We start from the raw sequence: 25,646 nt of genomic DNA, 5'->3' as shown, positions 1-25,646 counted from the left end.
TTTTTTGTTGTTCATCTTGTGTTCATCTTGTCGTCATGCGTAAGACATCTCTCTCCTTTATAGTAACACTAACAGCTCAAAAGTAGCTGGAATAATCGTAGTAAAGGAGGGAGGCACGAGTAAAGGTGAATCCCCCTCGTGCATTAAACATGAAAAAATTTATGCGTGTTTTACTGAAATCAATGGCAGTCCTAGGTGTATCAATTGTGGGGTTACTTCTCATTGTTTTTACAATAAACATTATTTGCAACAAAATAGAGCAAGGAAAAATAGAACCCTATGGTCAGCTCGTCTCCGTTAATGGGGAAAAGATGAATGTCACTATTCAAGGAAAGGGTACTGAAACCATCGTATTACTACCAGGCTTTGGGACGGCAGCACCGACGCTTGATTTTAAGCCATTGATAGATGAACTAGCTCCCTATTATAAGATCGTCTCAATAGAGCCATTTGGCTATGGCTTAAGTGAGGATACAGCTAAAGAACGAAGCACAGAGAATATTGTTAGTGAAATTCATGAAGCTTTACAGGAGTTAAAGATTGATCGGTATATGCTAATGGGCCATTCGATAGCAGGCATCTATGGACTCGATTATGTTAATAAATATCCGAATGAGGTAACTGGATTTGTCGGAATTGATAGCAGTGTCCCTACACAGGATGGTATGGACACGAAGTTTCCAATCAAGTCGTTACAACTTCTAAAAAAATCAGGGATTGCAAGAATTCTTATAAAATTTTCAGATGATCCCTATGCAGGTCTTCCGTATGATGACGACACAAAAGAGCAAATTAGGATGATTACACTCAAAAACTTTTATAATACAAGTACTTCAAATGAATTAGAATATATAAGCGAAAATTTTACAGCAGCAAAAAATCTTATATTCCCTAAAGATTTACCGCTTCTCTTATTTGTCCAAGCAAAAAGTGGTGGAGTTGAAAAGAACTGGATACCGCTTCATGAAGAACAAGTCAAACATTCAGTTTATGGCAAAGTAATCACATTGGATGGGGATCATTACTTACACCATACAAAATCGCAGGACATCGCAGACAACGTCAGATCGTTTATGCAAAATAAATAATCCATAGTATCTTACCTCTTTGCTTTTGGAGGTAAGATTTTTTAAAGACTATTCCTTTCATTAATTTCTTCCTAAGGAAAGCTTATAAAATTTTTCAATCGAGTTGTAATCCATACTTCGATGAGTATTGAAATACTTCCTGATTATAATGGACGTAGAACAATTATTCTATCAGGTAAGGAGCTATTGGATGAAAAATTATCATTTTATTGCTTTATTAGTAGTAACGACCTTTTTAATGGGTTCATCATTTGCCATTGTTAAATTAGGCTTACCGTATGCCTCGCCTTTATTATTGGCTGCACTTCGTTTTATATTGGCTGGTATAATCATGGCGATCGTTGTTATCATCTTGAAGAGACCCCATCCTATTACAAGGAGGGAGTGGTTCAAGTTATGCATGATCGGGCTCTTTCAAACGGCAGGTGTGATGGGGTGTATTTTTTTAAGTCTACGCACCATCACGGCAAGTGAGTCTTCTATTTTAACATTTACAAACCCATTACTGGTTGTGATTTTTGCCACCATTTTCATGAAAGTGCGCTACCGTTTCTATCAATGGATAGGGGTTTTATTTGGCTTAATCGGGGTGATGATTACGATGGGGGCACAAGTTGATTTGAAAGTAGGAATCCTTTTTGGCTTGCTATCAGCTATTTTTTGGGCTACTGCCACCCTGTTAGTGAAGAAATGGGGCGTGTTATTTGATACGTGGGTTTTATCTGCTTATCAGATGCTGTTTGGTGGCTTACTATTATTAATAGGAAGTTTATTGTTAGAACAGCCATTTTTTATTGTGAACCCACAATCGTTATTTATTCTATTGTGGCTTAGTATTTTTTCCTCCATCATTCAATTTGCAGGGTGGTATTATCTTCTGCAAAATAGTGATCCAGGGAAAACAAGTGCCTATTTATTTTTAGCTCCTTTTTTTGGCGTATTAACAGGCTGGGTGTTATTGGATGAACCGTTAAAACCATCACTAATGGTTGGCGGCTTACTCATCATCATGGGCATTTATTTAGTAAACCGTACTTTTTGTAGAGAAAAGGGCTAGGAGATAACTCCGTGCCCTTTCCTATTTTACAAATCTAAATGAAAGATCTCTTTAAAGCCTATTTTCCCTTTCTCCGTCACTTTAATGGCGCGAATAGAGGGAACGCGTAAAAGCCAACCAAGGTTGAAAAATTGATTTAATAGCTCACAGCCTAATGCACCAGCTAAATGATAACGCCGTTCACTCCAATCTAAACAGGCATGAGAAAAGGATCGTCGTTTTCTCTTTAAAGCAGTTAAATCGATTCCGAATGTCGTAAAAAATAATGTGCCCTCATCTGTCAGGACAAATTGTTTACCCTCCAATGTAAGATAGCCTGCCTTCAGCATTGATTCCGTTAATTGGACACCCAATTTACCAGCAAGGTGATCATAGCAAGTTCTAGCATCCTGTAATAACTTGATTTGGCTCGATTGCTTTAATGAACGTACTTCAGGTGGTGGAGAGATGGCTAGGAATGACTCTAAAAAATGAGCAATGTCCTCACCAGCCAATTGAAAATAACGATGACGGCCCTGTTTTTCAACTTTTATCAGCTTTCCTTCTACTAATTTAGCAAGATGAAAGCTAGCAGTTTGTGGTTTGATGGCAGCCATATAAGCTAGTTCACTAGCCGTATGAAAACGACCGTCCATCATACTAGCAAGTATGGTTGCCCTTGATGTTTCACCAAGAAGTGCCGCTATTTCTGCCATGTTTGGATTAATTCCCATTCTGTCACAATCCTTTCAGTGTCCTATATTTAGATTTTAGTCAAAGTCATTATGGTTTACAATAAAAGTAATGGAGGAGGAGAAATAAATGGAAACATATTATGCAGTGATTTTTACATCGCAAAGAACTGAGCAAGATGGGGATGGCTATGGCAAGATGGCTGACCTAATCGATGCCTTAGCACAGCAACAGCCTGGCTTCATTCGTGTTGAAAGTGTTAGAAATGAGGAAGGAAAGGGCATAACAGTGTCTTATTGGGAATCGCTAGAGGCTATCCAAGCATGGAAAGACAATACTAAGCATTTAACAGCACAACAATTGGGTAAAGACAAATGGTACGCAAACTATAAAGTGGAAATCTGCCAACTGATAAAAGATTATTCATTTGCCAAATAGCAAGTGAGAAGGAGGCTTATTTTTTATGACGATTGTGGAAGAATGGCACGAACTAAGACAAAAATTTAATCCTTCCAATCCGATAACCATTAATCAAATGCATATTTTTAAAGATCAATTAAAGCAGGTTCAACAAACAGAAGAAACATTAAGGATATTAGTAGAGGTTTACTGTTTACTTAGGATGTATCCTGAGGCATATCAGTTATTTACTGTCATTATGAATAAAGACGATAAAAAGGATCTGAAAAAATATGGCGTTCTCCAGACCTACATAGATAAACCAATTACGGTGAATCCTCTGCTACCAAGAAAAATTAGAGACCATCAGCAACTTAAAACGAAAATTCCAACGTTTAAATATCTACCAAACCCTCTTGAGGCTGAAATTTTTGAAACAGATGAAATCGTTGTATGTGATTGTTGCGAGCAAGAAGTGGATGTTTATTATACTGGTGGTATTTATGCAATTGAGGACGTAGATTATCTTTGTCCTTCCTGCATCCATAGCGGGGAAGCAGCTCAAAAATATGATGGTTCTTTCCAGCAAGACTTAATGGATGATGAACAGGTTACGAATCCCAAGTTTGCGGAGGAAGTGCTCTTTCGGACGCCTGGCTATGTAAGCTGGCAGGGCAATAATTGGGTGGCACATTGCTCTGACTATTGTGCGTTTATCGGCTATGTTGGTTGGCGTGATTTAGTAGAGCTAGGAATTGAGGATCAATTTGATAATTATACCGGCTTTTCAAAAGAAGAACTTTCCGCATCCTTAATGAACAATGGGCATCATCAAGGATATTTATTTCAATGCTTGGAATGTGACCGTTATGTGCTTTATTCAGATTTTAGTTAATCGTTGTTTGAGGGGGTAGAGAAGTGGAACAATTTCTACAACGATATATCTATTCATGGCGTTTAAATGGTTGGCTCACCCACGATATTTTTTTCTGCATCGTGCTAGGCATAGGATTTTTACTGTTAATGTTTATCGTCATGAAACGAAAACGACTCGTTACTTCTAGCATTTTGCTCATTGCTTTTTTATTGGTCAGTAACCTATTAATGATTGTTTTTGGCTTAGCGGGGAGAGGCTTTCCCATCAAATCAGATTCTCCGATTTATACGGATGATTCACAAAGCATTGCTGTTCAAATGGTGCAAGGCTCAGAAAATAATGGGACATCGAATGGTATTACACATGTAATCGCGCACCATCTCCTAGTAGCTGTGAATTTACAAACAGGTGAAAAGCAATGGACAAAATCAGCTTCCTATAAAGAAACACTGCTCGGGGAATTTATGGGTGGTGTTCTTGTCCATCATCGTGATGATGAATTTGGTCAATTATCACTGGTAGATATGGAAACAGGCAAAGAAATACTTTCTGAAAAAGATTTTCGAACGCACCATCCGTCATTAATAGCGATATTGAGCAATAACGCACATCAAATGGCTGTCCTAGAGAACAATTTATATTTGGAAGGGGTCGATGGCAAATTCTATCGCTTTGATGGTAAAACATTAAGTGAGGATGCGAAGGCTCAAGATTACCTATCTGCCCGTTTTTTCATCGAGACAGAGTTGCCAGGATATTTTGCCACACATCCACAGCCTGTAGAGAATTATCAGGGTATTCGAGATTTTAGTCAAGCTGTCCTAACTGAGCCAGCCATTCGAGCCTATGAAAATTTACAACCAAAAGTGGTGGATGTAGATATCATAGAAAAAACGGCTCTTGTTTCATATAGGCAAACACAGCGAGAAAGTGCTGAACACATGTTATTGCTCTATGATATGAACAAACATCAAATATTGTGGGAAAGCAATATTGGCATCATTAATTCCCAGCAGCAACAGCCCGCTGTACGGACTTTAGAGAATAGCTATGTTATTCAAGCTGGTGATAAATTACTGGTATTGGACAAACAAATGAAAAAGAGGTCTGTTCACTATCATCTACGTTGGAATCGTCCTATTGATGAGTGAAATCTACTGGAAAAATCGTTCTTTTTTTGATTCGCCAAAAAAGGAGTATAATTTAATAGGAAGAAACTCTGATTAAAAGGACGGCATGCGAATATGGATGAGCAATTAGTAGAGTGGATTATACGCTTTCAAAGGGACAAGGATATGGAAGCACTGGCCCATTTAAAAGATTATTGTTATGAGATGATCGAGCCTTTGATGGAAGAATTTACGATGAAGTATGGCGAAGAAGCAGGAGAGTTATTACGCCTAAAGTGGGATAAACGATTTTATTTTATATTTACAAAATATCAAGTGAATGTAGGGCTACCCCTAGAGACATTTGTAAAAAATACGTATCGTTTTTATTTCATGCAGGTGTTACAAAAGGCTGGTTATAAGTAATCGAAAAAACCCTTCATTTGGGAACTGACAGTCGTTTTTGAGACAGTCAATCCCATAATGAAGGGTATTTATTTTGTCTTTAACCTCTTAATAAGTAACTGATAATAAAGTTTTTTATAAATAAATGCGTTTAGATGAATTGGCTATGTTCAATTCTTTACGATATTTTGAAACTGTGCGTCGTGAAATTCGAATACCCTCAGTTTCTAATTTTTCAGTTAGTTGTTGATCTGATAAAGGAGTTTTTCTATTCTCATTTTCTACCAATTTTTTAATGCGACTTTTTATATAGGACACAGAATCAAGCTTTCCTGAATCGTTGATAATTCCTTTTGTAAATAAAGACTGGAGTGCAAAGATTCCATGTGCTGTACGGATAAATTTATTTTTAACCGCACGACTTATGGTGGATTCATGCATATTTAATGCTTGTGCAACATCTTTTAAACGCATAGGAGATAAGGCTTTTATTCCATGTTCAAAGAATGAAGCTTGTAAATCAAGCAGTAATCGTGTCAGGCTGTATAAAGTTTTATCACGTTGAGCTATTCCTTGTGTTAAAGCTATAATATCGTTCATGCATTGTTGGTAATAGGCATAATCTTCAACGGACTCTTTTAATAGATCTACGTAATCTTGATTAATTTCTATTTTAGGTAAAAACCGATTATTTAGTTCTATTATCCATTCCCCATTCAATTTGCTAATGATTATATCAGGTATAATATACACGCTAGTAGCATTATTATCCAATGAAGCTGGAATGGGTTTTAGGTTTCGTATATATTGTATTGTTCTTTGAGTTTCTTCTATTGAAATGTCGTAAGTTGTACTTAACAATTTAATTGATAAATTAGCTACTTGTTCTAAATGATGTTGAATGAATGGAGCTGCAAATGGTGGGGCCTCTATATCATTGTAAATTTGAATTAATAAATATTCTTTCATATTTCTAACGCCAACGCCAAGAGGTTCGAATGTTTGTAATAGATCTAACAGTGTATTTATATGGTCTAAAGAGATGTTAAATGATTTAGCAACTTTGGATAAATCTACATTTAAAAATAGATGTTCATCGAGGTTATGTATGAAATATTTTAAAATTTCTCTGTCATGTTGTGTAAGACTTAGATGTAAAGGTATTTGATCGAGTAGTTGGGTAATATATGAATGTTGCTGTGTTAGCCTAGTTTGAATGAAATCATACTGTTGCTTTTGCTTAGGTTGAATACCTTTTATAGACATTGTGGCAAGGTCTACAATATCCTTTGTGTGATTCATGTTTTTCTCAATAACAGTTAATAGTGGATTTTCATTTGATTTCTCATAAATATGTTGTTCTAATTCGGAGCTGGAGTATTGTAGTAGTTCCAATTGATGAATGAGTTCAGTTGTCAACGTTTGAGTAATTTGTTGTGAGACGTTTAAATTCATTTTCAAGGGAATCACCTCATTTTCTCTATGTAATGTTATTATTATCTAATCTACAAATTTTGTCTATATTGGATCAGATATTTAGTAAAAAAACATAATGCTTAAAGGTAACTAGTTCTTACAATGAGTAGGAAAGCAGATAAAGATAAATGAGGTGTTGTTGAATGAGATAAACTTCTAATTTAGAGGATGATATAGAATATAGACATAGTTATAAATGTTAGCTACCCAGTCATGGAATGCCCCATTTAAAGTTAGATATTCTGTTTAACTTTTATGGGGCAATTCAATTTTGCATGGCTTTTTTCATGCTCTATAATCCTTGAAGAAAATTATAAAGGTAAGATGTAACTTTTGGCGAATTAAAAAAGATAAGATGATTAAACTTCCGTAAAAGGTGTAATTCTCATAAAACCTAATCCATTAACTATTTTACGGACTATTACGAGCTATTTTCACTATAAACAAATTGGCTATATTACTTTTTCGATTTTTGTGGGGGGAATATCATGTTGAATGCCGAAAAATTAGTGCAATCTATGCTGGATGCCTTTGGTGAACTATTACAATTGGAAATGGCCTATTTCACTTCGAATGGTGAAGTTTTTATAGCAACGGAAGAATATAGAAAGCAAAAAGGGATACAGGTACACCTTCCGTTCTTTCAGAAGTATTATTCTAAATCTGTTCAATATTTACAAAAACCTGGTCAAATGAAAGTGTGTTCTGGTTGTAGGTTCCAAAATAACTGTCCATCTAAAGTGGAAATGCTAATGAATTTAGTAAAAGGAGATCGTCACTTCGGATATTTGACATTTGTCAGTTTTACAGATGAGGGGGAGAAAAAATTTTCATCTGAGCCGAAGGAATATCAGTATTGGTTAGCTCGGTTGGGAGATATGATTATGAATGCCCTGAACAACGAAGGATCCTATTTATTGCTTGAACATAAAAAAGGATTTGATACGAAATATGTATTAGGCAACGCACCTCACTTACAACTTATAAAGAGTAAGTTAAGTAGTATTGCAAATAGCCCATCTTCAATTGTCATAACAGGAGAGACGGGAACAGGGAAAAGTTTATTAGCGAAATATATTCATTCAAATAGCATTACACACAAAGGGAAATTTATAGAGTTGAATTGTGCAAGCATTCCAGAAAACTTGTTTGAAAGCGAGTTATTTGGCTATGATGAAGGGGCGTTTACAGGGGCTAGAAGAAAAGGGAAAATGGGCTATTTTGAAGTAGCAGATAAAGGTACTTTATTCCTCGATGAAATTACAGAATTACCATTACATTTACAAGCGAAGCTATTAACAGTTTTGCAAGATGGGCTTATTTATAGAGTCGGAGCAATTGAGCCTAGAAAAGTAAATGTCAGGATTATTGCTGCGACAAATAAACCTTTAGAAGATATGGTGAGAAAAGGTGAGTTCCGTTCGGATTTATATTATCGACTAAATGTGATCCCTTTAACATTACCTCCTTTAAAAGAAAGAACAGATGAAATAGAATATTTGATTGTAAAGTTACTTGAAAAGATTCAGCATAAAACAGGGAAATTTATTAAAGATTTTTCGAAGGAATTTTTGGAGGAATTGAAATTATACTCTTGGCCAGGGAACATAAGAGAGTTAGAAAATGTATTAGAGTACAGTATGGTAATGGAGAATTCCTTACAATTAACAAGGGAAAGCTTACCGAAATATATCATCGAGAATAATCAAGCACAAAATCTTTATAGCAATTCTAATATATTGAAAGATACAGAAATGGAGGTCATTTACCAAATGCTCTCTATATATGGAAATGACACTGCTGGAAAAGAACGTGTTGCTGAAGAATTAGGCATAAGTACAAGAACGCTTTATAGAAAACTAAAAAGTGTAAATTTATAGTTTAAGTTTGACACAAATACCTTGCTTTTAGAGATTTTTAAATTTCTCAACTCCTTAATGGGGAATTTAAAATGAACTTCCTAGGTATTTGTGTTTTTTTATGGCTGATTTTAATGACAAAAGTGACAACGGAATTGACAAATATGGCAAAAGGAAATTTAGTATATTGCTGAATCTTTTACGATACATATTTTGAAAACCCTTTAACATCAGAAATTTCTGATATTTTGTAGATTAAAATGGTAAATGGATTTGTGTTTCTACACTTGGCACGTATTTTGCTAGATATATAGTAAGCAAAGGAAAGGAGGAAGATTTATTTGGTAGATTATTTTGAATTGGAAGGTAAGGTGGCTGTGATTACGGGAGGTGCCTCAGGGATTGGCCTTGCAACAGCTAAATTATTAAGTGAGTTGGGAACTAAAACTGTGATTTTAGATATTGATCAACAAAAAGGTAAGGATACAGAAAAAAGCTTTCAAGAAGCTGGTTTAGATGTTGAGTTTTTAAAATGTGATGTAACGAATACACAAGATTGCAAAAGTGTGGCTGATTCTATACAGGAGAGATATGGAAAAGTAGATGTGCTTTTTAATAATGCAGGCATTATCCGTAGAAAAACGGTAGTGGATTTAGAGGAAGCGGATTGGGATGCGGTTATTAATGTTTCTCTAAAAGGGGTCTATCTACTTTCGAAATACTTAATCCCACTCATGAGAGGAAATGGTGGCAGTATCATTAATACTGGTTCTGGGTGGGGAATCAAAGGTGGAGACAAAGCTGCATCTTACTGTGCTGCAAAAGCAGGGGTTGTAAATTTAACAAAGGCTATGGCTATTGATCATGGTCCAGAAAATATTCGCGTAAATTGCATTTGTCCTGGAGATACAGATACGCCATTACTTCGTGGAGAAGCAAAACAATTAAATATAGATGAATCAAGTTTCTTACGTAGTTCAGCTGTTGATAGACCGTTAGCAAGATTAGGAACACCTGAAGATATTGCTAAAGGGGTACTATTCTTGGCAAGTAATTTATCTGCTTGGGTTACGGGAACGACATTAACAGTTGATGGTGGCGGCTTAGCCTAAAAATAATTATAGAGGGAGGCAAATTAAATGAGTAAAAAGGTCCATCCATATATCCCCAATATGGTATCTGAGGTAAAGCAAGAAATGTTAGATGAAATTGGTGTTCAATCCGTTGAGGAACTTTATTCGTGTATTCCAGAGGATTTACATTTTAAAGGTACCATGAATATTCCAAAAGCTTTAAATGAATTAGAGTTACGACGCCATATTGAGGGTCTTTTAAATAAAAATATAAGTACCAATGAATATATTAATTTTCTAGGAGCTGGTTGCTGGCAACACTTCATACCAGCCGTATGTGATGAAGTGAATCAACGTGCAGAGTTTTTAACAGCTTATGCAGGAGAGCCTTATGAGGATCATGGACGCTTTCAAGCATTATTTGAATATCAAAGCTTAATGGCGGAGCTTGTGGATATGGAAGTAGTGAATGTCCCTACATTCGATTGGGCCCAAGCTGCATCTACATCGATTCGTATGGCGAGTCGGATTACAAAGCGTACGAAAATATTACTTGCTAATACACTTTCTCCCGAACGCAGAAAAGTTATTACAAACTATGGTACACCACAGTTATCATTTGAAGGAATAAAATTCAATCTTAATACAGGATTAATGGACTTAGCCGATTTAGAAGAAAAGTTGTCAAATGAAGTTGCAGCTATTTACTTTGAAAATCCATCCTATTTAGGTTTTATCGAGTCGCAAGGTCAGGAAATTTCACAACTTGCTAAAAAATATGACGTACTTATGATAGTAGGAGTTGATCCAAGTTCCCTAGGGGTATTGGCACCACCAAGTCAATATGGAGCCGATATCGTATGTGGAGATCTTCAACCATTAGGTATGCACATGAATTATAGTGGAGGGCAAGCTGGATTTATTGCAACATATAATGATCCAAAATTTGTTAATGAATATCCATCACGATTGTTCGGTATTATTCCGACTGTAAAGAAAGGTGAATATGGTTTTGGTGACATTGCCTATGATCGTACGTCCTTTGCAGATAGAGAAAACGGTAAGGAGTCTGTAGGCACACAAACAGCTCTTTGGGGAATTACAGCAGGTGTGTATTTATCATTAATGGGGCCAAATGGCATGTACGAGTTAGGTCAAGCCATTATGCAAAACAGTCAGTATGCAGTAATGCAATTGAATTCTATTAACAATATTCGGGGTTCAAGAATTACCTCTCCATTTTTCAAAGAGTTCATTATAGATTTTAACGATACAGGATTAACAGTAGAAGAAATCAATTCACGGTTACTTGAGCAAAAAATCTTCGGTGGTAAAGACTTATCGTTGGAATTTCCTGAATACGGTCAAACAGCACTTTATTGTGTAACTGAAATTCACACTAAAGAGGATATTGATAAGTTAGTCAATGCTTTATCTACAATTGTTGGATATTAAATAGGGAGAAAGGAGTTTTAACGTGGATAAGATTCTAAGAGAGAATGTAAATAAAGATTTTCATCAAGCTAAATGGAATGAACCTATCATTTTTGAGTTACATCAATCAGGAGAAGTCGGAGTAGAAGTACCACAACCTTCAAATGAGATTGTAGAAGCAGTCGGGGATGGTATTTCATCCTTACCTCAGAAAATGAAAAGAACAAATAAACCGAATTTACCAGAAATAGGTCAAGCACGTGTGTTACGACATTATGTAAGGCTATCGCAAGAAACATTAGGCTCTGATTTTAATGTTGAAATTGGACAAGGCACTTGTACGATGAAGTATATTCCAAAAATTAATGAATTGCTTATTCGTAATCCTAAAATAATGGAATTACATCCTTTACAAGAGGGAAGTACTGTCCAAGGAATGCTAGAAATCATTCACAATTTGGACTTAGCGATGCGTGAGATTTCGGGGATGGATTGTTTCTCTTTCCAACCAAGTGGGGGTACACAAGCACTGTTTGCTATGGCATCGATTGTGCGCAAATATTTTGAAGTAAAAGGTGAGGCAGATCAACGTAATGAAATTATTACAACCATCTTCTCACACCCTTCTCAAGCAGCAACCGCAGTAGTCAAAGGTTATAAAATAATAACTATTCATCCAGATAAAAATGGTTTTCCGGATATTAATAAATTGAAAGAAGTTGTATCCGAAAGAACAGCTGGTTTTGTTGTAGCTAACCCTGAAGATACAGGGATTTATAATTCTAAAATTAAAGAATTTACGAAAATAGTGCATGATGTTGGTGGAATTTGTTATTACGATCAGGCAAATGCCAATGGACTGTTAGGAATCACACGTGCAAGAGAAGCAGGTTTTGACATGTGTTTTTTCAATCTACACAAAACATTTGCAGCACCTCACATGTGTGGAGGACCAGCAACAGGGGCTCTTGGGGTCACAGAAGAATTAAAGCCTTATTTGCCAGGCCCAATTGTTGAAAAAGAGGGAGACCAATATGTGTTAAATGATCAATTAGAGCATTCGATTGGAAAAGTACGATCATTCCATGGGGTAGCTCAAACGATTTTGCGTTCTTATGCTTGGATTAGGGCATTAGGCACAGATGGACTTAAAGCTGTGGCAGAAACAGCCGTATTAAATAACAATTATCTGTATAGTAAAGTATCAAAAATTCGAGGTGTAAGTGTGCCATATATACAAGGGCAACGATTAGAGCAAGTTCGTTATAGCTGGGAGCAGTTGGAGAAAGAAACAGGTGTTACAACAGAGGATGTACAGCGCCGAATGACTGACTTTGGTTTACATTACTGGACTAGTCATCATCCGTATATTGTTCCGCAACCATTTACACTTGAACCAACAGAATCTTATTCTAAGGCAGATTTAGATGAATACATTCAAGCGCTTGAGCAGATTTCTAAAGAAGCGTACGAAACGCCAGAAATTGTTAAAGCAGCACCGCAAAATAGCACAATTCATCAGTTAATTGAAGCAGACTATTTAGATGAGCCTTCTAAATGGTGTATTTCATGGAGGGTATATCTACAAAAGGTGAAAAATAAAAAGGATGTATTAATTAATAACCATTAGGGGGGGTGTTTGAATGAGAACCAATCATAGAAGTTTAAAAAATAAGAGAGTAGTTATTACAGGAGGTGCTAGTGGTATAGGATTAGCCACCGCACAACGTTTTATAGAAGAAGAATCTATAGTGGCTATTTTAGATATTAATAAAGAGGGTATTGAACAGTCGATAAAAGAAAATCCCGGAATTGCTAAAGGCTATGTAGTAGATGTAAGTAATCCTGAAAATGTAAACGCTGTTTTTGAGAATATAAAGAGAGATTTAGGTGGTGTAGATGTTTTTATTGCGAATGCAGGTATTAGCATTCGCAATAAGTTTCTTGATATTAGTCCTGAACAATGGAGTAAAGTATTAAACATTAATCTTAACGGTGTATTTTATACTTCACAAGCAGCCGCAAAAATGATGGTGGAGCAGGGCAAGGGCGTCATACTTATGACAGCGTCTACAAATGGAGTGACAGGACATCCATTCTATGCTGACTACAATGCTTCAAAAGCAGGGGTTAATCTTTTAGCACGAACAATGGCATTGGAGCTTGCTCCAAATATCCGAGTTAATACGATATGTCCTGGATACGTACTAACCCCTATGCAAATGGCTGAGTATACACCGGATATGTTGGAAGTTGTAAATGAAGGTATCCCTCTGAAACGACATGCAGATCCTAAGGAAGTCGGAGCATTATATGCTTTCCTTGCTTCGGATGAGTCATCTTATATTACCGGACAAACAATTACTATTGATGGTGGAGAGCTAGCTTAATTAAATGGAAGGGGTTATTTGATGAAGAAAAATTTATTCTATTTATTATTGGTGTTGGTTATTTCGCTGATGGCGGCATGTTCGGAAAATAAAACAAATACACAAGTTCCAGCTACTGCGGATGCAAAAAGTGAGGATAAGAATAAAAGTGTAACAACAGAAATGAAATTGGTTAAGGATGGCAAGTTAACATTTGCAATGAGTGGTTTACTCAAACCATTAAATTATAAGGAAAATCAAGAATTAGTAGGCTTTGATGTTGAGATAGGGAAAGAAATTTCAAAAAGGATTGGGCTTGAAGCAAATCCTGTAACAAATCCATGGGAAACAATTATTCAAGGGTTAAGAGGAAATAAATATGATGCCATTATTGGCAGTATGACAGCTACCGAGGAAAGGTCTAAACAGGTCGACTTTTCAATCCCTTATTATGTTTCAGGTGCTACAGTATTTATCTCGAGTGAAAATAATGAGATTAAAACGGTAGAAGATTTAAAGGGAAAAACGATTGGCGTTATGCAAGCTAGTACGTATGTTGAAGATGCGAAGAAATATACAGATAAAATCAAAGAATTCCCTAGTGAAATCTATGCATTACAAGATCTTCCACCAGGTCGGCTAGATGCAGTAATTACTGATAGAATTGTAGGTATTTCAGCCATGCAAGAATCCGGATTAAAGATTCAAGCCCTAGGAGAGGTCATTAAAAGAGAAGAAATTGCAGTGGCGATTAATAAAGATAATGAAGTTTTATTAGAAGCGATTAATAAGGCGATTGAAGAGATGGTTAAGGATGGAACGTATAAAGAAATAAGTATGAAATGGTTTGGGAAAGACTTGTTAGAATAACTGTTAAAAATGCGTGCCTAGTATGCTAAAGACGTACTAGGCATAGCTATTAATTGTTCTAAAATATAAAGTTATTAAAATTGTAGGTTAAATAGATTGAAAATTCTATCTATTTTATCCCTACCAAAATCTAATTTTAGCTATCTATAGGAGTGTTTGTCTTTTACGTCCACATACTTAAAAGAGGTTAGGTGATTAATATGGATTTTCTAACAAATGTAACATCTATATTCCAAAAGCATGGCATTGAGTTTTTAAAAGCGACAGTTTTAACTATTGAATTAACAATTGTTTCTTTATTTATTGCTTGTGTGATTGGGTTAGTGTTTGCCTTCTTCAAAGTATCCAATATAAAAATCTTGGAAAGTATTGCTAATGCTTACATTTTTGTTGTTCGTGGTATGCCATTAATCGTACAACTTATGTTCTTGTACTATGGTATTTCTAGTATTTTTACTTTATCAGACTTTGCAGCTGGATCCATTGCGCTGGGAATTCATTCAGGAGCATATATTGCAGAAATTTTCCGTGGATCCATTCAATCTATTGATAAAGGCCAAATGGAGGCTGGTCGATCATTAGGAATGACATATTTTAAAACAATGAGAAGAATTATTTTACCTCAGAGTTTTAAAAGAGCTATTCCAGCATTAGCTAATCAATTTATCATAGGGTTAAAAGATTCGTCTTTAGTAGCTTATATCGCAGTGTCAGAATTATTTAACCATGCACTTTCAACCCAAGCATACAACTATATGCCTCTTGAAACATACTTTGTTGTGGGAATATACTATTTAATTTTAGTCTTATTATTCACGTTGTTATTTAATAAACTTGAAAGTCGACTGGATGTTGGAAGGAGGAAAAAACGTGATAAAGTTGAAATCGCTTTCTAAATCATTTGGTGACTTGGAGGTTTTAAAAGGTATCAATCTTGAAATTAATAAATCAGAAGTGGTTGTTCTAATAGGGGCTAGTGGATCAGGGAAGAGCACTTTATTACGATGTATGAATTTTTTGGAGATATTAGATTCAGGTACGATAAGCATTAATGATGAGATTATTGATGTAAAAAGAACTAATTTAAATCATGTAAGAGAAAATATGGGGATGGTATTTCAACATTTCAATTTATTTCCCCATTTAAGTGTTTTACAAAATGTAATAGAAGCACCAATTCAGGTGAAAAGGCAAAGTAAAGAGGAAGCGATTAAATTTGCTATGAATTTGTTAACACGAGTAGGTCTTGCTGATAAAGCTAATTACTATCCTGAACAACTATCTGGTGGTCAAAAACAACGAGTTGCTATTGCTAGAGCACTGGCAATGAATCCAAGTGTTATGTTATTTGATGAACCAACATCAGCATTGGATCCTGAGTTGGTAGGAGAAGTCTTAGAGACTATGAAAAACCTTGCTAAAGACGGAATGACGATGGTCGTCGTAACCCATGAAATGGGCTTTGCTAAGGAAGTTGCGGATAGGGTAATTATGTTAGCAGATGGCAAAATTATTGAAGAGGGCTCGCCAGTAGAAATTTTTAAAGCGCCAAAACAAGAAAGAACGATTAAGTTTTTGCAACAAGTTTTATAATTATTATCTTTAAATAGGGGATGATGAGAGATGTTAAAAACGTATGAAGAAGTATTAAAGGTTACGAACGAACTTGTAAATATTGAAAGCATTGTTAATACCGAAGGGGAAATTAACATTTCAAAGTCACTGGCTAAAACAATTTCTAATTTACCTTATTTCCTGAAAAATCCTAATAATGTGTTTACTTCACGAACAATTAATGATGAGGTTGAAAGGTACAATGTGTTTGCATTTGTAAAAGGGACTAAAGGAGATAGTAATAAAACGGTTGTGCTAATGGGACATACAGATACGGTGGGTATCGATGATTATAATAGTTTGAAAGAGAAAGCTTGTTTTCCTAATGAACTGCATGAAGCGTTAAAGGGTGAAGAAGTTCCGCCGTTGGTTCGAGAGCATTTAGAATCAAATGAATGGTTATTTGGAAGAGGAACACTTGATATGAAGAGCGGTGTTGCAAGCCATTATTATCTATTAAAATATTATTCAGATCACCCAGAGGAACTGAATGGAAATATCGTATTTTTTGCTGAATGCGATGAAGAGGATAGTTCTCATGGCGTATTGTCTGGTTTAAATGATTTAAAAATGTTAAAAGTAGAGCATGGGTTTGATTACGCGGCATTAATTAACTCCGATTTTGTTGCTCCTAAGTATGAGGGGGATGAAAGTAGATATATATATAAAGGAAGCGTTGGTAAGCTACTCCCTTCTTTTTATATAACTGGGGTGGAAAGCCATGTAGGTTCTAGTTTTGAAGGAATCGACCCTAACTATATTGCTGCGGAGTTAACTAGACAAATTGCATATAACCCAGAGCTATGTGATAAATCGTTAGGAGAAACACCAATGCCACCTGTAAGTTTGAAGCAAACTGATTTTAAAGAGACTTATACAGTTCAGACAGCTCTTGCTTCATATGTATATTATAATTTCTTTGTGCAATCATGGTCACCTAAAGATGTGTTAGAAAAGTTAAAAGTCCATGCTGAAATTGCATTTAATAATGTAATAACTAATTTAAATCATCATTATAAGAGATATTGCGAAATTAGTGGGCAGGAATATACAAAATTGCCATGGAAGACGAGGGTATTGTTCTATGAAGAATTAGAACAATCAATTATTGTTGAATATGGGGACAATTATAAAGAGCATATAAAAAATTTTAAACACGAATTATTAAAAAATAAAGAGTTAGATGTACGCATGTTTTCTGCAAGAGTGGTAGAAGAAGTTTGGAAGTGGACCAAGGATAAGAGTCCTGCAATCATTATTTTTTATTCTTCATTGTACTCACCATGTGTAGAAGTAACTGGTAAAAATGAAAAAGAAAAAAATTTACTAACCGCCTTAGATTATGCAGTTGAAAAAGTTCAACCACATTATGATAAGCCTATTGTACAGAAAAATTATTTCCCTCATATTTGTGATATGAGTTGCGTGGCTATAAATGTCGATGAAGATAGTGTGAATTCAGTTGTTAACAATAACCCTAGCTGGAGAACTAAACATTATGTAAATTATGATGCCATTAGAGAACTAAATATCCCTGCAATCAATATTGGACCATATGGATATGATGCACATAATAGATATGAAAGAACAGAATTGAAATATACTATGGAAATAATGCCTAATTTAACAAAGCTAGTAATAGATAAATTACTTGAAAATTAAAGCGTATCATGGTATTCGTTTTAGTGAATGATAGAACGTTGCGGATCTAAGCGAGAGTTAGGTCAAAAACATCTCGATTGGGGGATGATTGACTGTGCCTTTAGGGGACATGCTCATGGTCATTCCTTTTTTACTTCTTGTTGATAATACAAATTATAGAGTCTTAATTTATATGCAAGGTAACTTTTTCTGACAGATGATGTGACTGAAGAAGTGTGCCTAAGATAAAAAAATGTAGACGCAATGTTTGGCGGGGACTTTTGCTTATCTTATTTTTTTCTTCTATATAATAACATACTCTTGGTCACATAAAAAACACCTTCACGTTGATTGTTCGGGATGCTTATCCCCTTATTTCAACGAAAGGTGTTTTCATTTGTATCAGTTTTTAGATTAGTGCATGGTAAAAAAACAAATCAAGGGTTATTTATAGAGTAGATCTTCTGCTAAATGAGTAAACACCTCACCGATTATCGACTCTTCATCATAGACCGAGGAACCTGTATTTTCCTCAGGTTGAGCAAAAGGAATTTGAGCGATTACATCTGTCTGTAATAAATCTGCTAATTGTTCGGCTCCGCCTTGTCCAAATAGATAGTTTTTTTGACCGTCAGCACCTTCAAAATAGGCCATGTTTTCAACAACACCAAGAATCGTGTGTTTCGTATGTTGCGCCATCAAGCCTGCACGAGAAGCAACATGAGAAGCGGCAAGATGCGGTGTTGTCACGATGATTTCTTGAGCTTGTGGAATCAACGCAGCCATATCAATCGCAACATCACCTGTACCAGGTGGTAAATCGATGAGGAGGTAATCTAAATCTCCCCATAGCGTGTTGACAAGGAAATTGCGAATCCACTTATTGAGCATAGGACCACGCCACATAACAGGCTGGTTGTCATTTGTAAAAAAGCCCATCGACATTATTTTTACGCCGTGAGATTCTACTGGAATCGCCGTTTGATCAAGCATGGTAGGCTTTTGATCAATCTTCATCATGGCAGGGATACTGAAACCATAGATATCAGCATCTAAAATACCTACACGTTTGCCAAGACGAGCAAGTGCAACCGCTAAATTGATTGTTACAGTAGACTTTCCAACACCGCCTTTACCACTTGTAATGGCAATGAATTGAACACCAGAATTAGGCAGTAGCATGTTTGGCATTCCTTGTTCAGTCACATTTTTTGCCTGTAGAGAGGCGGTTAAAGTGCGTCGCTCCTGATCTGTCATAGAGCCAAAGCTAATGGTAACAGTGGAGGCACCAAGCGCTTGTAAGGCCTCCTCCACATCTTGCTGTATTTTCGCCTTTAACGGACATCCTGGTATGGTCAAAATAATATCCAGCGCTATATGGTTGTCATGTATTTGAATGTTTCGCACCATATTCAAATCTACAATACTCTGATGTAGCTCAGGATCATTTACCTGTTTCAATGCGTTTACAACATTTTCTTTTGTTAACATTTAGGAACCACCTTATTCTTTTAAGCCTTTGCCGAGTCCCTTTAAGAAATGAACCCCAAAATTGAGCGCACGATTGACATCTGGATCGTTTATCATTTTCATGAGCTTAAAGGCACTGACCTTTTCATTCGATTCAAGTGCTTTACTTGCTTCATCTACTCCTGTATTTAAGCCTTCAATCAGCTTAGTCGTTGTTTCAGGATTGAGCTCCGTCAATGCTCCCGCAACACCCATTAAATTGTTAATGATATTGGTTACAGGCTTACGTGTTAATTGTCCAAGTGCAATATGGGCCACTTCCTCTTTGGCTTCAAGTAGCTTCATTGCTGCTTCTAATGCACCGATATCATTTAATTCAGCCATAATACTAAACACTTGATTGACGGTTTCTTCATTTTCAGAAAGCAGTTCTTTTAGATTGTCTAATTTTTGTTCCTTTAGTTGTTCTTCCGTTAATTGTTGTTTTTTAATACCTGTAATGGGTACAGCCATGCTCTCACTCTCTTTCGTTTATGGTTGTTAAGTGAACGTAGCCAGGACGATTCCATTTTCGTTGTACCTCAACACCATTTTGAGGATGACGCTTTTTATAGCGTGGGTTTGTGCGAGGAAGTGGTGATTTACCTTTTGCTTTTAGCACTTCTACTCGTACTTTTGTTTGTTTATAAGCTGGTGTTGACGTATTCACATCTGCTGCAGGGCCAGTTAGGAAGTTGATGGCTGAATCTTTGCTAACAGAGTTCATTGGTAAGAATAATTCGTTTCCTTGTACGCGATCTGTAACAAGAGCATTTAGCTTCAAGGCACCATATGGAGACACTAAACGAAGTAGGGCTCCATCTGCAATGCCTCGTTCTTTCGCCAATTCTGGTGATACTTCAACGAAAATTTCAGGTACTTTCGATTGAATACCTTTCGATTTATTTGTTAGATTTCCTTCATGGAAGTGTTCAAGCATACGGCCATTATTAATATGACAATCGTATTGTGCTTCAAACTCAACAGGTTGCACCCAATCATTTAAAGCAAAACGAGCTTTTTTGTCAGGGAAGTTAAAGCCATCTTCATATAATAAAGGCGTATCCTTACCATCATGGCTACCCCAACAGAAGCTTCCCCAGCCTTCAAGAACATCATAGTTGGCTTGTGAGAAGAGGGGAGACAGGCTCGCCATTTCATCAAAAATGTCACTTGGGTGATCATAATGCCAATCTGCTCCTAAACGACGAGCAACCGCTTGCAAGATTTCCCAATCTGCTTTCGACTCACCAAGTGTTGGTAATACTTGATACAGGCGTTGAACGCGGCGTTCTGTATTCGTGAATGTACCTTCCTTTTCAAGCGAAGGCGCAGCAGGTAAAATCACATCTGCATATTGTGCTGTGCGTGATAGGAAACAATCTTGGACAACGAAAAAGTCAAGCTGTGAAAGCACCTCATCTACATGGTTAGCATTACAGTCAACGAGTGCCATATCTTCACCCACTAAATACATTGCTTTCATTTTCCCTTCCATAATCGCATCTAACATTTGCATATTATTTCGACCAGGCTGTGGTTGAATAGGGACACCATAGGCTTTTTCGAATTTTGCACGTGCCTCGTCATCAGTGACTCTTTGATAGCCTGGCAGTAGATTTGGAAGTGTCCCCATATCGCAGGCACCTTGCACATTGTTATGGCCGCGAAGTGGGTAGGCACCAGCACCTGGACGACGATAGTTCCCAGTTGCTAAAAGTAAATTTGAAATCGCCGCGGATGTATAGGAGCCACCAGTATTTTGTGTTACACCCATGCCCCAAAGAACACATGTCCCATCTGCATCACGAATCATTTCAGCCACTTCGATCAATGTTTCTTTACTTATACCAGTCATTTCTTGCGCATAATCAAGTGTATAGGTTGCAAGTACTTGTTTAAAATCTTCATAATGAAGGACGTTTTCTTGAATAAAGGCTTCATCATGCCAACCTTGATCAATGATATATTTGGTAACAGCCATTAACCAAACTTGGTCAGTACCTTGCTTTGGACGCATAAAGATGTCGGAACGCTCTGCCATTTCATGCTTACGAATATCAGCAACAATTAATTTCTGACCATGTAATTTATGTGCACGTTTCACACGTGTTGCTAAAACAGGATGTCCCTCAGCTGGATTAGCCCCAACAATAATGACAAGTCCAGCCTTAGCAATATCTTTGATCGTACCAGCATCTCCTCCCATGCCAACTGTACGTAATAAACCATCAGTTGCAGGAGATTGGCAATAACGAGAACAATTATCGACATCGTTTGTTCCAAATAATTGGCGGGCCATTTTTTGAATTAAGTAATTCTCTTCATTTGTAATTTTAGAAGAGGAGATAAAGCCAACAGAACCTGGACCATATTGTTGTTGAGTGCCACCTAGTTTTGTTGCAATTAAATCCAGGGCTTCATCCCACGATGATTCCACAAACTCATTATTTTTACGAATGAGTGGTTTTGTAATACGTTCCTCAGAATTGATAAAATCCCAGCCGAATTTCCCTTTGACACATGTAGAAATCGCATTTACTGGACCATCGGAAGGCTGTACTTTTAAAATTTTACGACCCTTTGTCCAAACTTCGAACGAGCAGCCTACACCACAGAAAGTACAAACTGTTTTTGTTTTTTTGGTGCGCTTACTACGCATAGCAGCTTCCACTTCAGAAACGGCAAAAATACCGCTATAACCTGGTTCAACTTCCTTAATCAAACTGATCATCGGATCTAACATATCCTGTTTGAGGCCAGTCATAAATCCTGCCTCTCCAAGCATGGATTTTTCCATTAAGGCATTACATGGACATACGGTTACGCATTGACCACAACTTACACAGGAAGAATCATTGATAGCTACGCCTGTATCCCAAATGACACGTGGTCTCTCTGCTTCCCAATCGAGGGATAATGTTTCATTTACTTGTAGATTTTGACAAACCTCTACGCACTGACCACAAGCGATACATTGGTTAGGATCATATCGATAAAACGGATGGGACATATCCACTTCATGAGGTTCAACTTTTGGTTGGTAGGGATATTTTTGATGCTCGATTTCCATCATTTCAGCGGTGTTGTGTAATGCACAATTACCATTGTTGTTATCACAAACTGTGCAATACAGTAAATGATTTTCAAGTAGACGGTCCATCGCTTCTGTTTGTGCCGCTTTTGCTTTGTCAGAAGTTAGGAGTACATTCATGCCGTCTACTGCCTTTGTAGAGCAGGAACGAACTAATTGGCCATTCACTTCCACGATACATGTATCACATGTTTCAATTGGGTCAACAGCGGGCACATGACAAATCTGTGGATGCGGAATGTCATGTTGATTAATGGTATCAAGGATTGTAGCTCCTTCTTTTACTTCATACGGTACGCCATTAATATTAATTTGAGTCAAGGTAACTTCCTCCTTTTGCACTTTGAGACGAATCGGATAACATGTTACAGCTTAAGACAAAAGGGAATAACAAATCGAGTTGGTGATTGTTGAAAAAGATTGTCTTGTTATCATTGTAATTCCCAATGGTTCTTGAAGCTACCTCAAAATAGGTAAATTGCTAGATCATAACATGTTATCCATGTCTCGGTTTGAAAAAATAAAAAAAATCCACCATGAAATCACATGTCCTAGACATGCTAATAATTCATGGTGGATAAAATTCTTAGCAGGTCTTGCTAAAAACTCAATCTACTTTTATTTTTTAATAACAATAGAATTCAACTATTAAAAACACTATGCAACATCGTAACATAGGGATCAAAATAAATTAATTCCATTTGTGATATGCATATTATAGCCCTTTCCTTCAAAATGAACAATATTTATCATAAAATTTATTAAATGAGAATTGTTATCAAAAAGTATTTTCTCTTTTATTTTTTTAAAAGTTGCTATATCATTAACAAACTGTAAGGGTGGCCTACATAACCATTTGCCTAAAAAAGTTTAATTATGATGGGAGAATCGTTGCTATGTCTAAAAAAATCCACGAATTTAATGACATGATTCGAAAGTTAAGGAAGGAAGTATTTGGTAAAGGTCCGGAGCGTATTCATACCGTTTTTGTAGAGAATATGGCTGTATCTACCCTATACGGAAATATCACTCCGACAGAAAAATTTATTGCCAGTACACCAGAAGGGCTGAAAATGGTCCATGCTGCAAGGACAAGTATGATTCAAGATTTATATAGACAATCGCCACCAGAGGGTATGGAAGAACTGATGGGCAGCAAATTACTTCACTTATTTTCAGATATTAAAATTGAAGAGGATTTTGCGATTTCCGTCTTTGTTTTTGAAAAGCATATCAGTGAATAAAGGGGATGCCTTATGGATCAAGCAATGACAAGAAAAATTGTGCGTGTTGAAGGACAACGAGTGACAGAAATGGATGATTTAATTGTTTCAGAATACGCTGTGACCGTAAAAATTAATCAGCAAGAATTTGTCACGATGGTATGTACACCGGAGTATGTAGAAGATATGGTTATTGGCTACTTAGCTTCTGAACGAGTGATTCGTAGTTTTGAGGATATTGAGGAAATTTGGCACCAAGAGAAAGAAGGCTTTGTGCATATTAAAACAAAGCATATTAATCCTTATTACCAACAGACGCAAAACAAGCGCTATATTACGTCTTGCTGTGGGATGAGTCGACAAGGGTTTGTGTTTACGAACGATGCATTAGTAGCGAAAAAAATGGATCAAGTCCATGTGCAAATAACGACCGAGGATTGCTTCCGTCTAATGCATGCGATGCAGGATAGTGCCGACATTTTTAAGAAAACGGGTGGCGTGCATAATGCTGCACTCTGTGATGTAAATGGCATCGTCCTAAGTCGCATGGATATTGGACGTCATAATGCTTTGGATAAAATTTACGGCTATTGCCTACGCAACAACATCCGTATGGAAGATAAAATTATCGTCTTTAGCGGACGAATATCATCAGAGATTTTACTAAAGGTTTCCAAAATAGGCTGTGCCATTGTGTTATCTAAATCAGCACCAACCGAATTAGCATTGCAATTAGCAGAGCAGCTTGGTATTACGACGGTTGGCTTTATTCGTCAACAGACATTGAATATTTATACACATCCACAACGCATCCTATTACCAGCTAATGAATTGAAAGAAGGAGATTAAATGACGAATCTACAAGACCAATTACACAGACCGTTAAGAGATCTAAGAATATCCGTGACAGATCGTTGTAATTTTCGCTGTCGCTATTGTATGCCAGCAGAAGTATTTGGTCCAGATTACGCATTTTTACCGTCTGATAAAATATTAAGTTTTGATGAAATTGAACGATTAGTAAAAATCTTTGTTTCATTGGGCGTGAAAAAAATACGGATTACAGGTGGGGAACCCTTGCTACGTCGTGATTTGCCCGAATTAATTGCCCGTATTCACCGCATAAAGGGTGTAGAAGATATTGCTTTAACAACCAATGGCTCGTTATTAAAAAAATACGCACAGCCATTGGCACAGGCAGGCTTAGCCCGAGTTTCTGTTAGTTTAGATTCACTTGATGATGAGCGTTTTTTCGAGATGAATGGTCATAGAGGCAAGGTATTGCCAGTGTTAGAGGGAATTGAAAAGGCTGCAGAAGCGGGCTTACAAGTAAAGATTAATATGGTTGTTCAAAAAGGGAAAAACGAACAAGATATTGTTACTATGGCGCAGTTTTTTAAAGAAAAACAACATATTCTACGCTTTATTGAATATATGGATGTAGGGAATTCGAACGGCTGGCGCTTGGATGATGTGGTGTCCAAAAAAGAGATCATTGAGCAAATCCATCAATTTACGCCTTTACAACCAATAGCTCCCAATTATAAAGGAGAAGTGGCAACGCGTTATCAGTATCAAGATGATCAAGGTGAGCTTGGTGTCATTTCATCTGTAACGGATTCATTCTGCTCCAATTGCTCACGTGCTCGTCTCTCTGCAGAAGGGTCATTATACACTTGTTTATTTGCAACAGAAGGCACGGATTTAAGAGAATTGTTACGTTCAGGGCAAGATGATGCTGCCATCATCAAGTGCATTTCGAACGTTTGGGAAACAAGAAATGATCGTTATTCAGATGAACGCAATGAACAAACGATGGCAAAAAGGAAAACGTCAAAAATTGAAATGTCTCATATTGGGGGGTAGCGTGTAAAAAA

General features: G+C 36.6%; 23 protein-coding genes. 18 read left to right on the top strand and 5 right to left on the bottom strand.

The window, feature by feature from the left end; translation table 11 throughout:
• Positions 1–125 precede the first annotated feature (125 nt).
• Both RCJ95_RS15310 and RCJ95_RS15305 read left to right on the top strand, forming a co-directional pair.
• On the top strand, positions 126–1,088 hold the full coding sequence (locus RCJ95_RS15310) for an alpha/beta fold hydrolase (protein ID WP_446722450.1): 963 nt from the start codon (positions 126–128) through the stop codon (positions 1,086–1,088).
• 190 nt (positions 1,089–1,278) lie between these two features.
• The gene (locus tag RCJ95_RS15305) at positions 1,279–2,145 is read left to right on the top strand and encodes a DMT family transporter (RefSeq protein WP_446722449.1); all 867 of its coding nucleotides are present in this window, start codon (positions 1,279–1,281) and stop codon (positions 2,143–2,145) included.
• Positions 2,146–2,171: 26 nt separating this feature from the next.
• On the opposite strand, the gene RCJ95_RS15300 is transcribed toward RCJ95_RS15305, so the two are convergent.
• A complete protein-coding gene (locus tag RCJ95_RS15300) occupies positions 2,172–2,858 on the bottom strand; it encodes an ArsR/SmtB family transcription factor (protein WP_202341089.1) in 687 nt (228 codons plus the stop codon).
• An 88-nt stretch (positions 2,859–2,946) separates the two neighbouring features.
• Between RCJ95_RS15300 and RCJ95_RS15295 the strand changes: the two genes are divergently transcribed.
• From RCJ95_RS15295 to RCJ95_RS15280, 4 genes are all read left to right on the top strand, one after another.
• Positions 2,947–3,255: an antibiotic biosynthesis monooxygenase family protein gene (locus RCJ95_RS15295; RefSeq protein ID WP_274769387.1), complete on the top strand. Its 309-nt coding sequence runs from the start codon at positions 2,947–2,949 to the stop codon at positions 3,253–3,255.
• Positions 3,256–3,280: 25 nt separating this feature from the next.
• The gene (locus RCJ95_RS15290) at positions 3,281–4,111 is read left to right on the top strand and encodes a CbrC family protein (protein WP_221680309.1); all 831 of its coding nucleotides are present in this window, start codon (positions 3,281–3,283) and stop codon (positions 4,109–4,111) included.
• A gap of 23 nt (positions 4,112–4,134) precedes the next feature.
• A complete protein-coding gene (locus RCJ95_RS15285) occupies positions 4,135–5,244 on the top strand; it encodes a PA2928 family protein (protein ID WP_337977036.1) in 1,110 nt (369 codons plus the stop codon).
• Between the two features lie 93 nt (positions 5,245–5,337).
• Entirely contained in the window at positions 5,338–5,628 is a 291-nt protein-coding gene (locus tag RCJ95_RS15280; RefSeq protein WP_221680311.1) for a hypothetical protein, read from the top strand.
• A gap of 114 nt (positions 5,629–5,742) precedes the next feature.
• Here RCJ95_RS15280 and rpoN read toward each other — a convergent pair whose 3' ends face one another.
• Positions 5,743–7,062 (bottom strand): RNA polymerase factor sigma-54, encoded by a 1,320-nt coding sequence (gene rpoN, locus RCJ95_RS15275; protein ID WP_274773486.1) that lies wholly within the window; start codon positions 7,060–7,062, stop codon positions 5,743–5,745.
• A gap of 509 nt (positions 7,063–7,571) precedes the next feature.
• Between rpoN and RCJ95_RS15270 the strand changes: the two genes are divergently transcribed.
• The 9 genes from RCJ95_RS15270 (at position 7,572) to RCJ95_RS15230 (ending at position 17,964) form a co-directional block, all read left to right on the top strand.
• Positions 7,572–8,963: a sigma-54 interaction domain-containing protein gene (locus RCJ95_RS15270; protein WP_257522419.1), complete on the top strand. Its 1,392-nt coding sequence runs from the start codon at positions 7,572–7,574 to the stop codon at positions 8,961–8,963.
• 320 nt (positions 8,964–9,283) lie between these two features.
• Complete coding sequence (locus RCJ95_RS15265; protein WP_048392439.1) at positions 9,284–10,054, top strand: SDR family NAD(P)-dependent oxidoreductase; 771 nt, start codon at positions 9,284–9,286, stop codon at positions 10,052–10,054.
• A gap of 27 nt (positions 10,055–10,081) precedes the next feature.
• Positions 10,082–11,470, top strand: a complete 1,389-nt coding sequence (gene gcvPA, locus RCJ95_RS15260) for an aminomethyl-transferring glycine dehydrogenase subunit GcvPA (RefSeq protein WP_369578996.1) — start codon at positions 10,082–10,084, stop codon at positions 11,468–11,470.
• Positions 11,471–11,492: 22 nt separating this feature from the next.
• Entirely contained in the window at positions 11,493–13,079 is a 1,587-nt protein-coding gene (gene gcvPB, locus RCJ95_RS15255) for an aminomethyl-transferring glycine dehydrogenase subunit GcvPB (RefSeq protein ID WP_221680316.1), read from the top strand.
• A gap of 13 nt (positions 13,080–13,092) precedes the next feature.
• On the top strand, positions 13,093–13,839 hold the full coding sequence (locus tag RCJ95_RS15250) for an SDR family NAD(P)-dependent oxidoreductase (protein WP_446722448.1): 747 nt from the start codon (positions 13,093–13,095) through the stop codon (positions 13,837–13,839).
• A gap of 21 nt (positions 13,840–13,860) precedes the next feature.
• Entirely contained in the window at positions 13,861–14,688 is an 828-nt protein-coding gene (locus tag RCJ95_RS15245; protein ID WP_446722447.1) for an ABC transporter substrate-binding protein, read from the top strand.
• A 200-nt stretch (positions 14,689–14,888) separates the two neighbouring features.
• Positions 14,889–15,584, top strand: coding sequence for an amino acid ABC transporter permease (locus tag RCJ95_RS15240; protein WP_004230603.1), 696 nt, complete (start codon positions 14,889–14,891; stop codon positions 15,582–15,584).
• The gene (locus tag RCJ95_RS15235; RefSeq protein ID WP_004230601.1) at positions 15,559–16,281 is read left to right on the top strand and encodes an amino acid ABC transporter ATP-binding protein; all 723 of its coding nucleotides are present in this window, start codon (positions 15,559–15,561) and stop codon (positions 16,279–16,281) included. The genes RCJ95_RS15240 and RCJ95_RS15235 overlap by 26 nt, the downstream gene beginning before the upstream one ends.
• A 30-nt stretch (positions 16,282–16,311) precedes the next feature.
• Positions 16,312–17,964 carry a M20/M25/M40 family metallo-hydrolase gene (locus RCJ95_RS15230; RefSeq protein WP_221680319.1) on the top strand — a complete coding sequence of 551 codons (1,653 nt, stop codon included), beginning with the start codon at positions 16,312–16,314 and terminating at the stop codon, positions 17,962–17,964.
• A 423-nt stretch (positions 17,965–18,387) separates the two neighbouring features.
• Here RCJ95_RS15230 and RCJ95_RS15225 read toward each other — a convergent pair whose 3' ends face one another.
• Genes RCJ95_RS15225 through fdhF form a run of 3 tightly spaced genes read right to left on the bottom strand, consistent with a single transcriptional unit; the run spans position 18,388 to position 22,867 of the window.
• Positions 18,388–19,434, bottom strand: coding sequence for an Mrp/NBP35 family ATP-binding protein (locus RCJ95_RS15225; RefSeq protein WP_446722446.1), 1,047 nt, complete (start codon positions 19,432–19,434; stop codon positions 18,388–18,390).
• A 12-nt stretch (positions 19,435–19,446) separates the two neighbouring features.
• Complete coding sequence (locus tag RCJ95_RS15220) at positions 19,447–19,926, bottom strand: DUF1641 domain-containing protein (protein WP_257522415.1); 480 nt, start codon at positions 19,924–19,926, stop codon at positions 19,447–19,449.
• A 4-nt stretch (positions 19,927–19,930) separates the two neighbouring features.
• A complete protein-coding gene (gene fdhF, locus RCJ95_RS15215) occupies positions 19,931–22,867 on the bottom strand; it encodes a formate dehydrogenase subunit alpha (protein ID WP_274769378.1) in 2,937 nt (978 codons plus the stop codon).
• A 575-nt stretch (positions 22,868–23,442) separates the two neighbouring features.
• Here fdhF and RCJ95_RS15210 point away from each other — a divergent pair.
• The 3 genes from RCJ95_RS15210 to moaA are packed head-to-tail and all read left to right on the top strand — an operon-like array spanning position 23,443 to position 25,635.
• Positions 23,443–23,790, top strand: a complete 348-nt coding sequence (locus tag RCJ95_RS15210) for a DUF2294 domain-containing protein (RefSeq protein WP_004230595.1) — start codon at positions 23,443–23,445, stop codon at positions 23,788–23,790.
• Between the two features lie 12 nt (positions 23,791–23,802).
• Positions 23,803–24,618 carry a formate dehydrogenase accessory sulfurtransferase FdhD gene (gene fdhD, locus RCJ95_RS15205; protein ID WP_221680323.1) on the top strand — a complete coding sequence of 272 codons (816 nt, stop codon included), beginning with the start codon at positions 23,803–23,805 and terminating at the stop codon, positions 24,616–24,618.
• Entirely contained in the window at positions 24,619–25,635 is a 1,017-nt protein-coding gene (gene moaA / locus RCJ95_RS15200) for a GTP 3',8-cyclase MoaA (protein ID WP_446722445.1), read from the top strand. It begins immediately after the preceding gene.
• Positions 25,636–25,646: the final 11 nt, after the last annotated feature.

The organism is Lysinibacillus sp. BSL11 (genome assembly GCF_052928325.1).
Note: the sequence above shows the minus strand (reverse complement) of the source record. Positions and strands in the feature narration are given on the sequence as shown.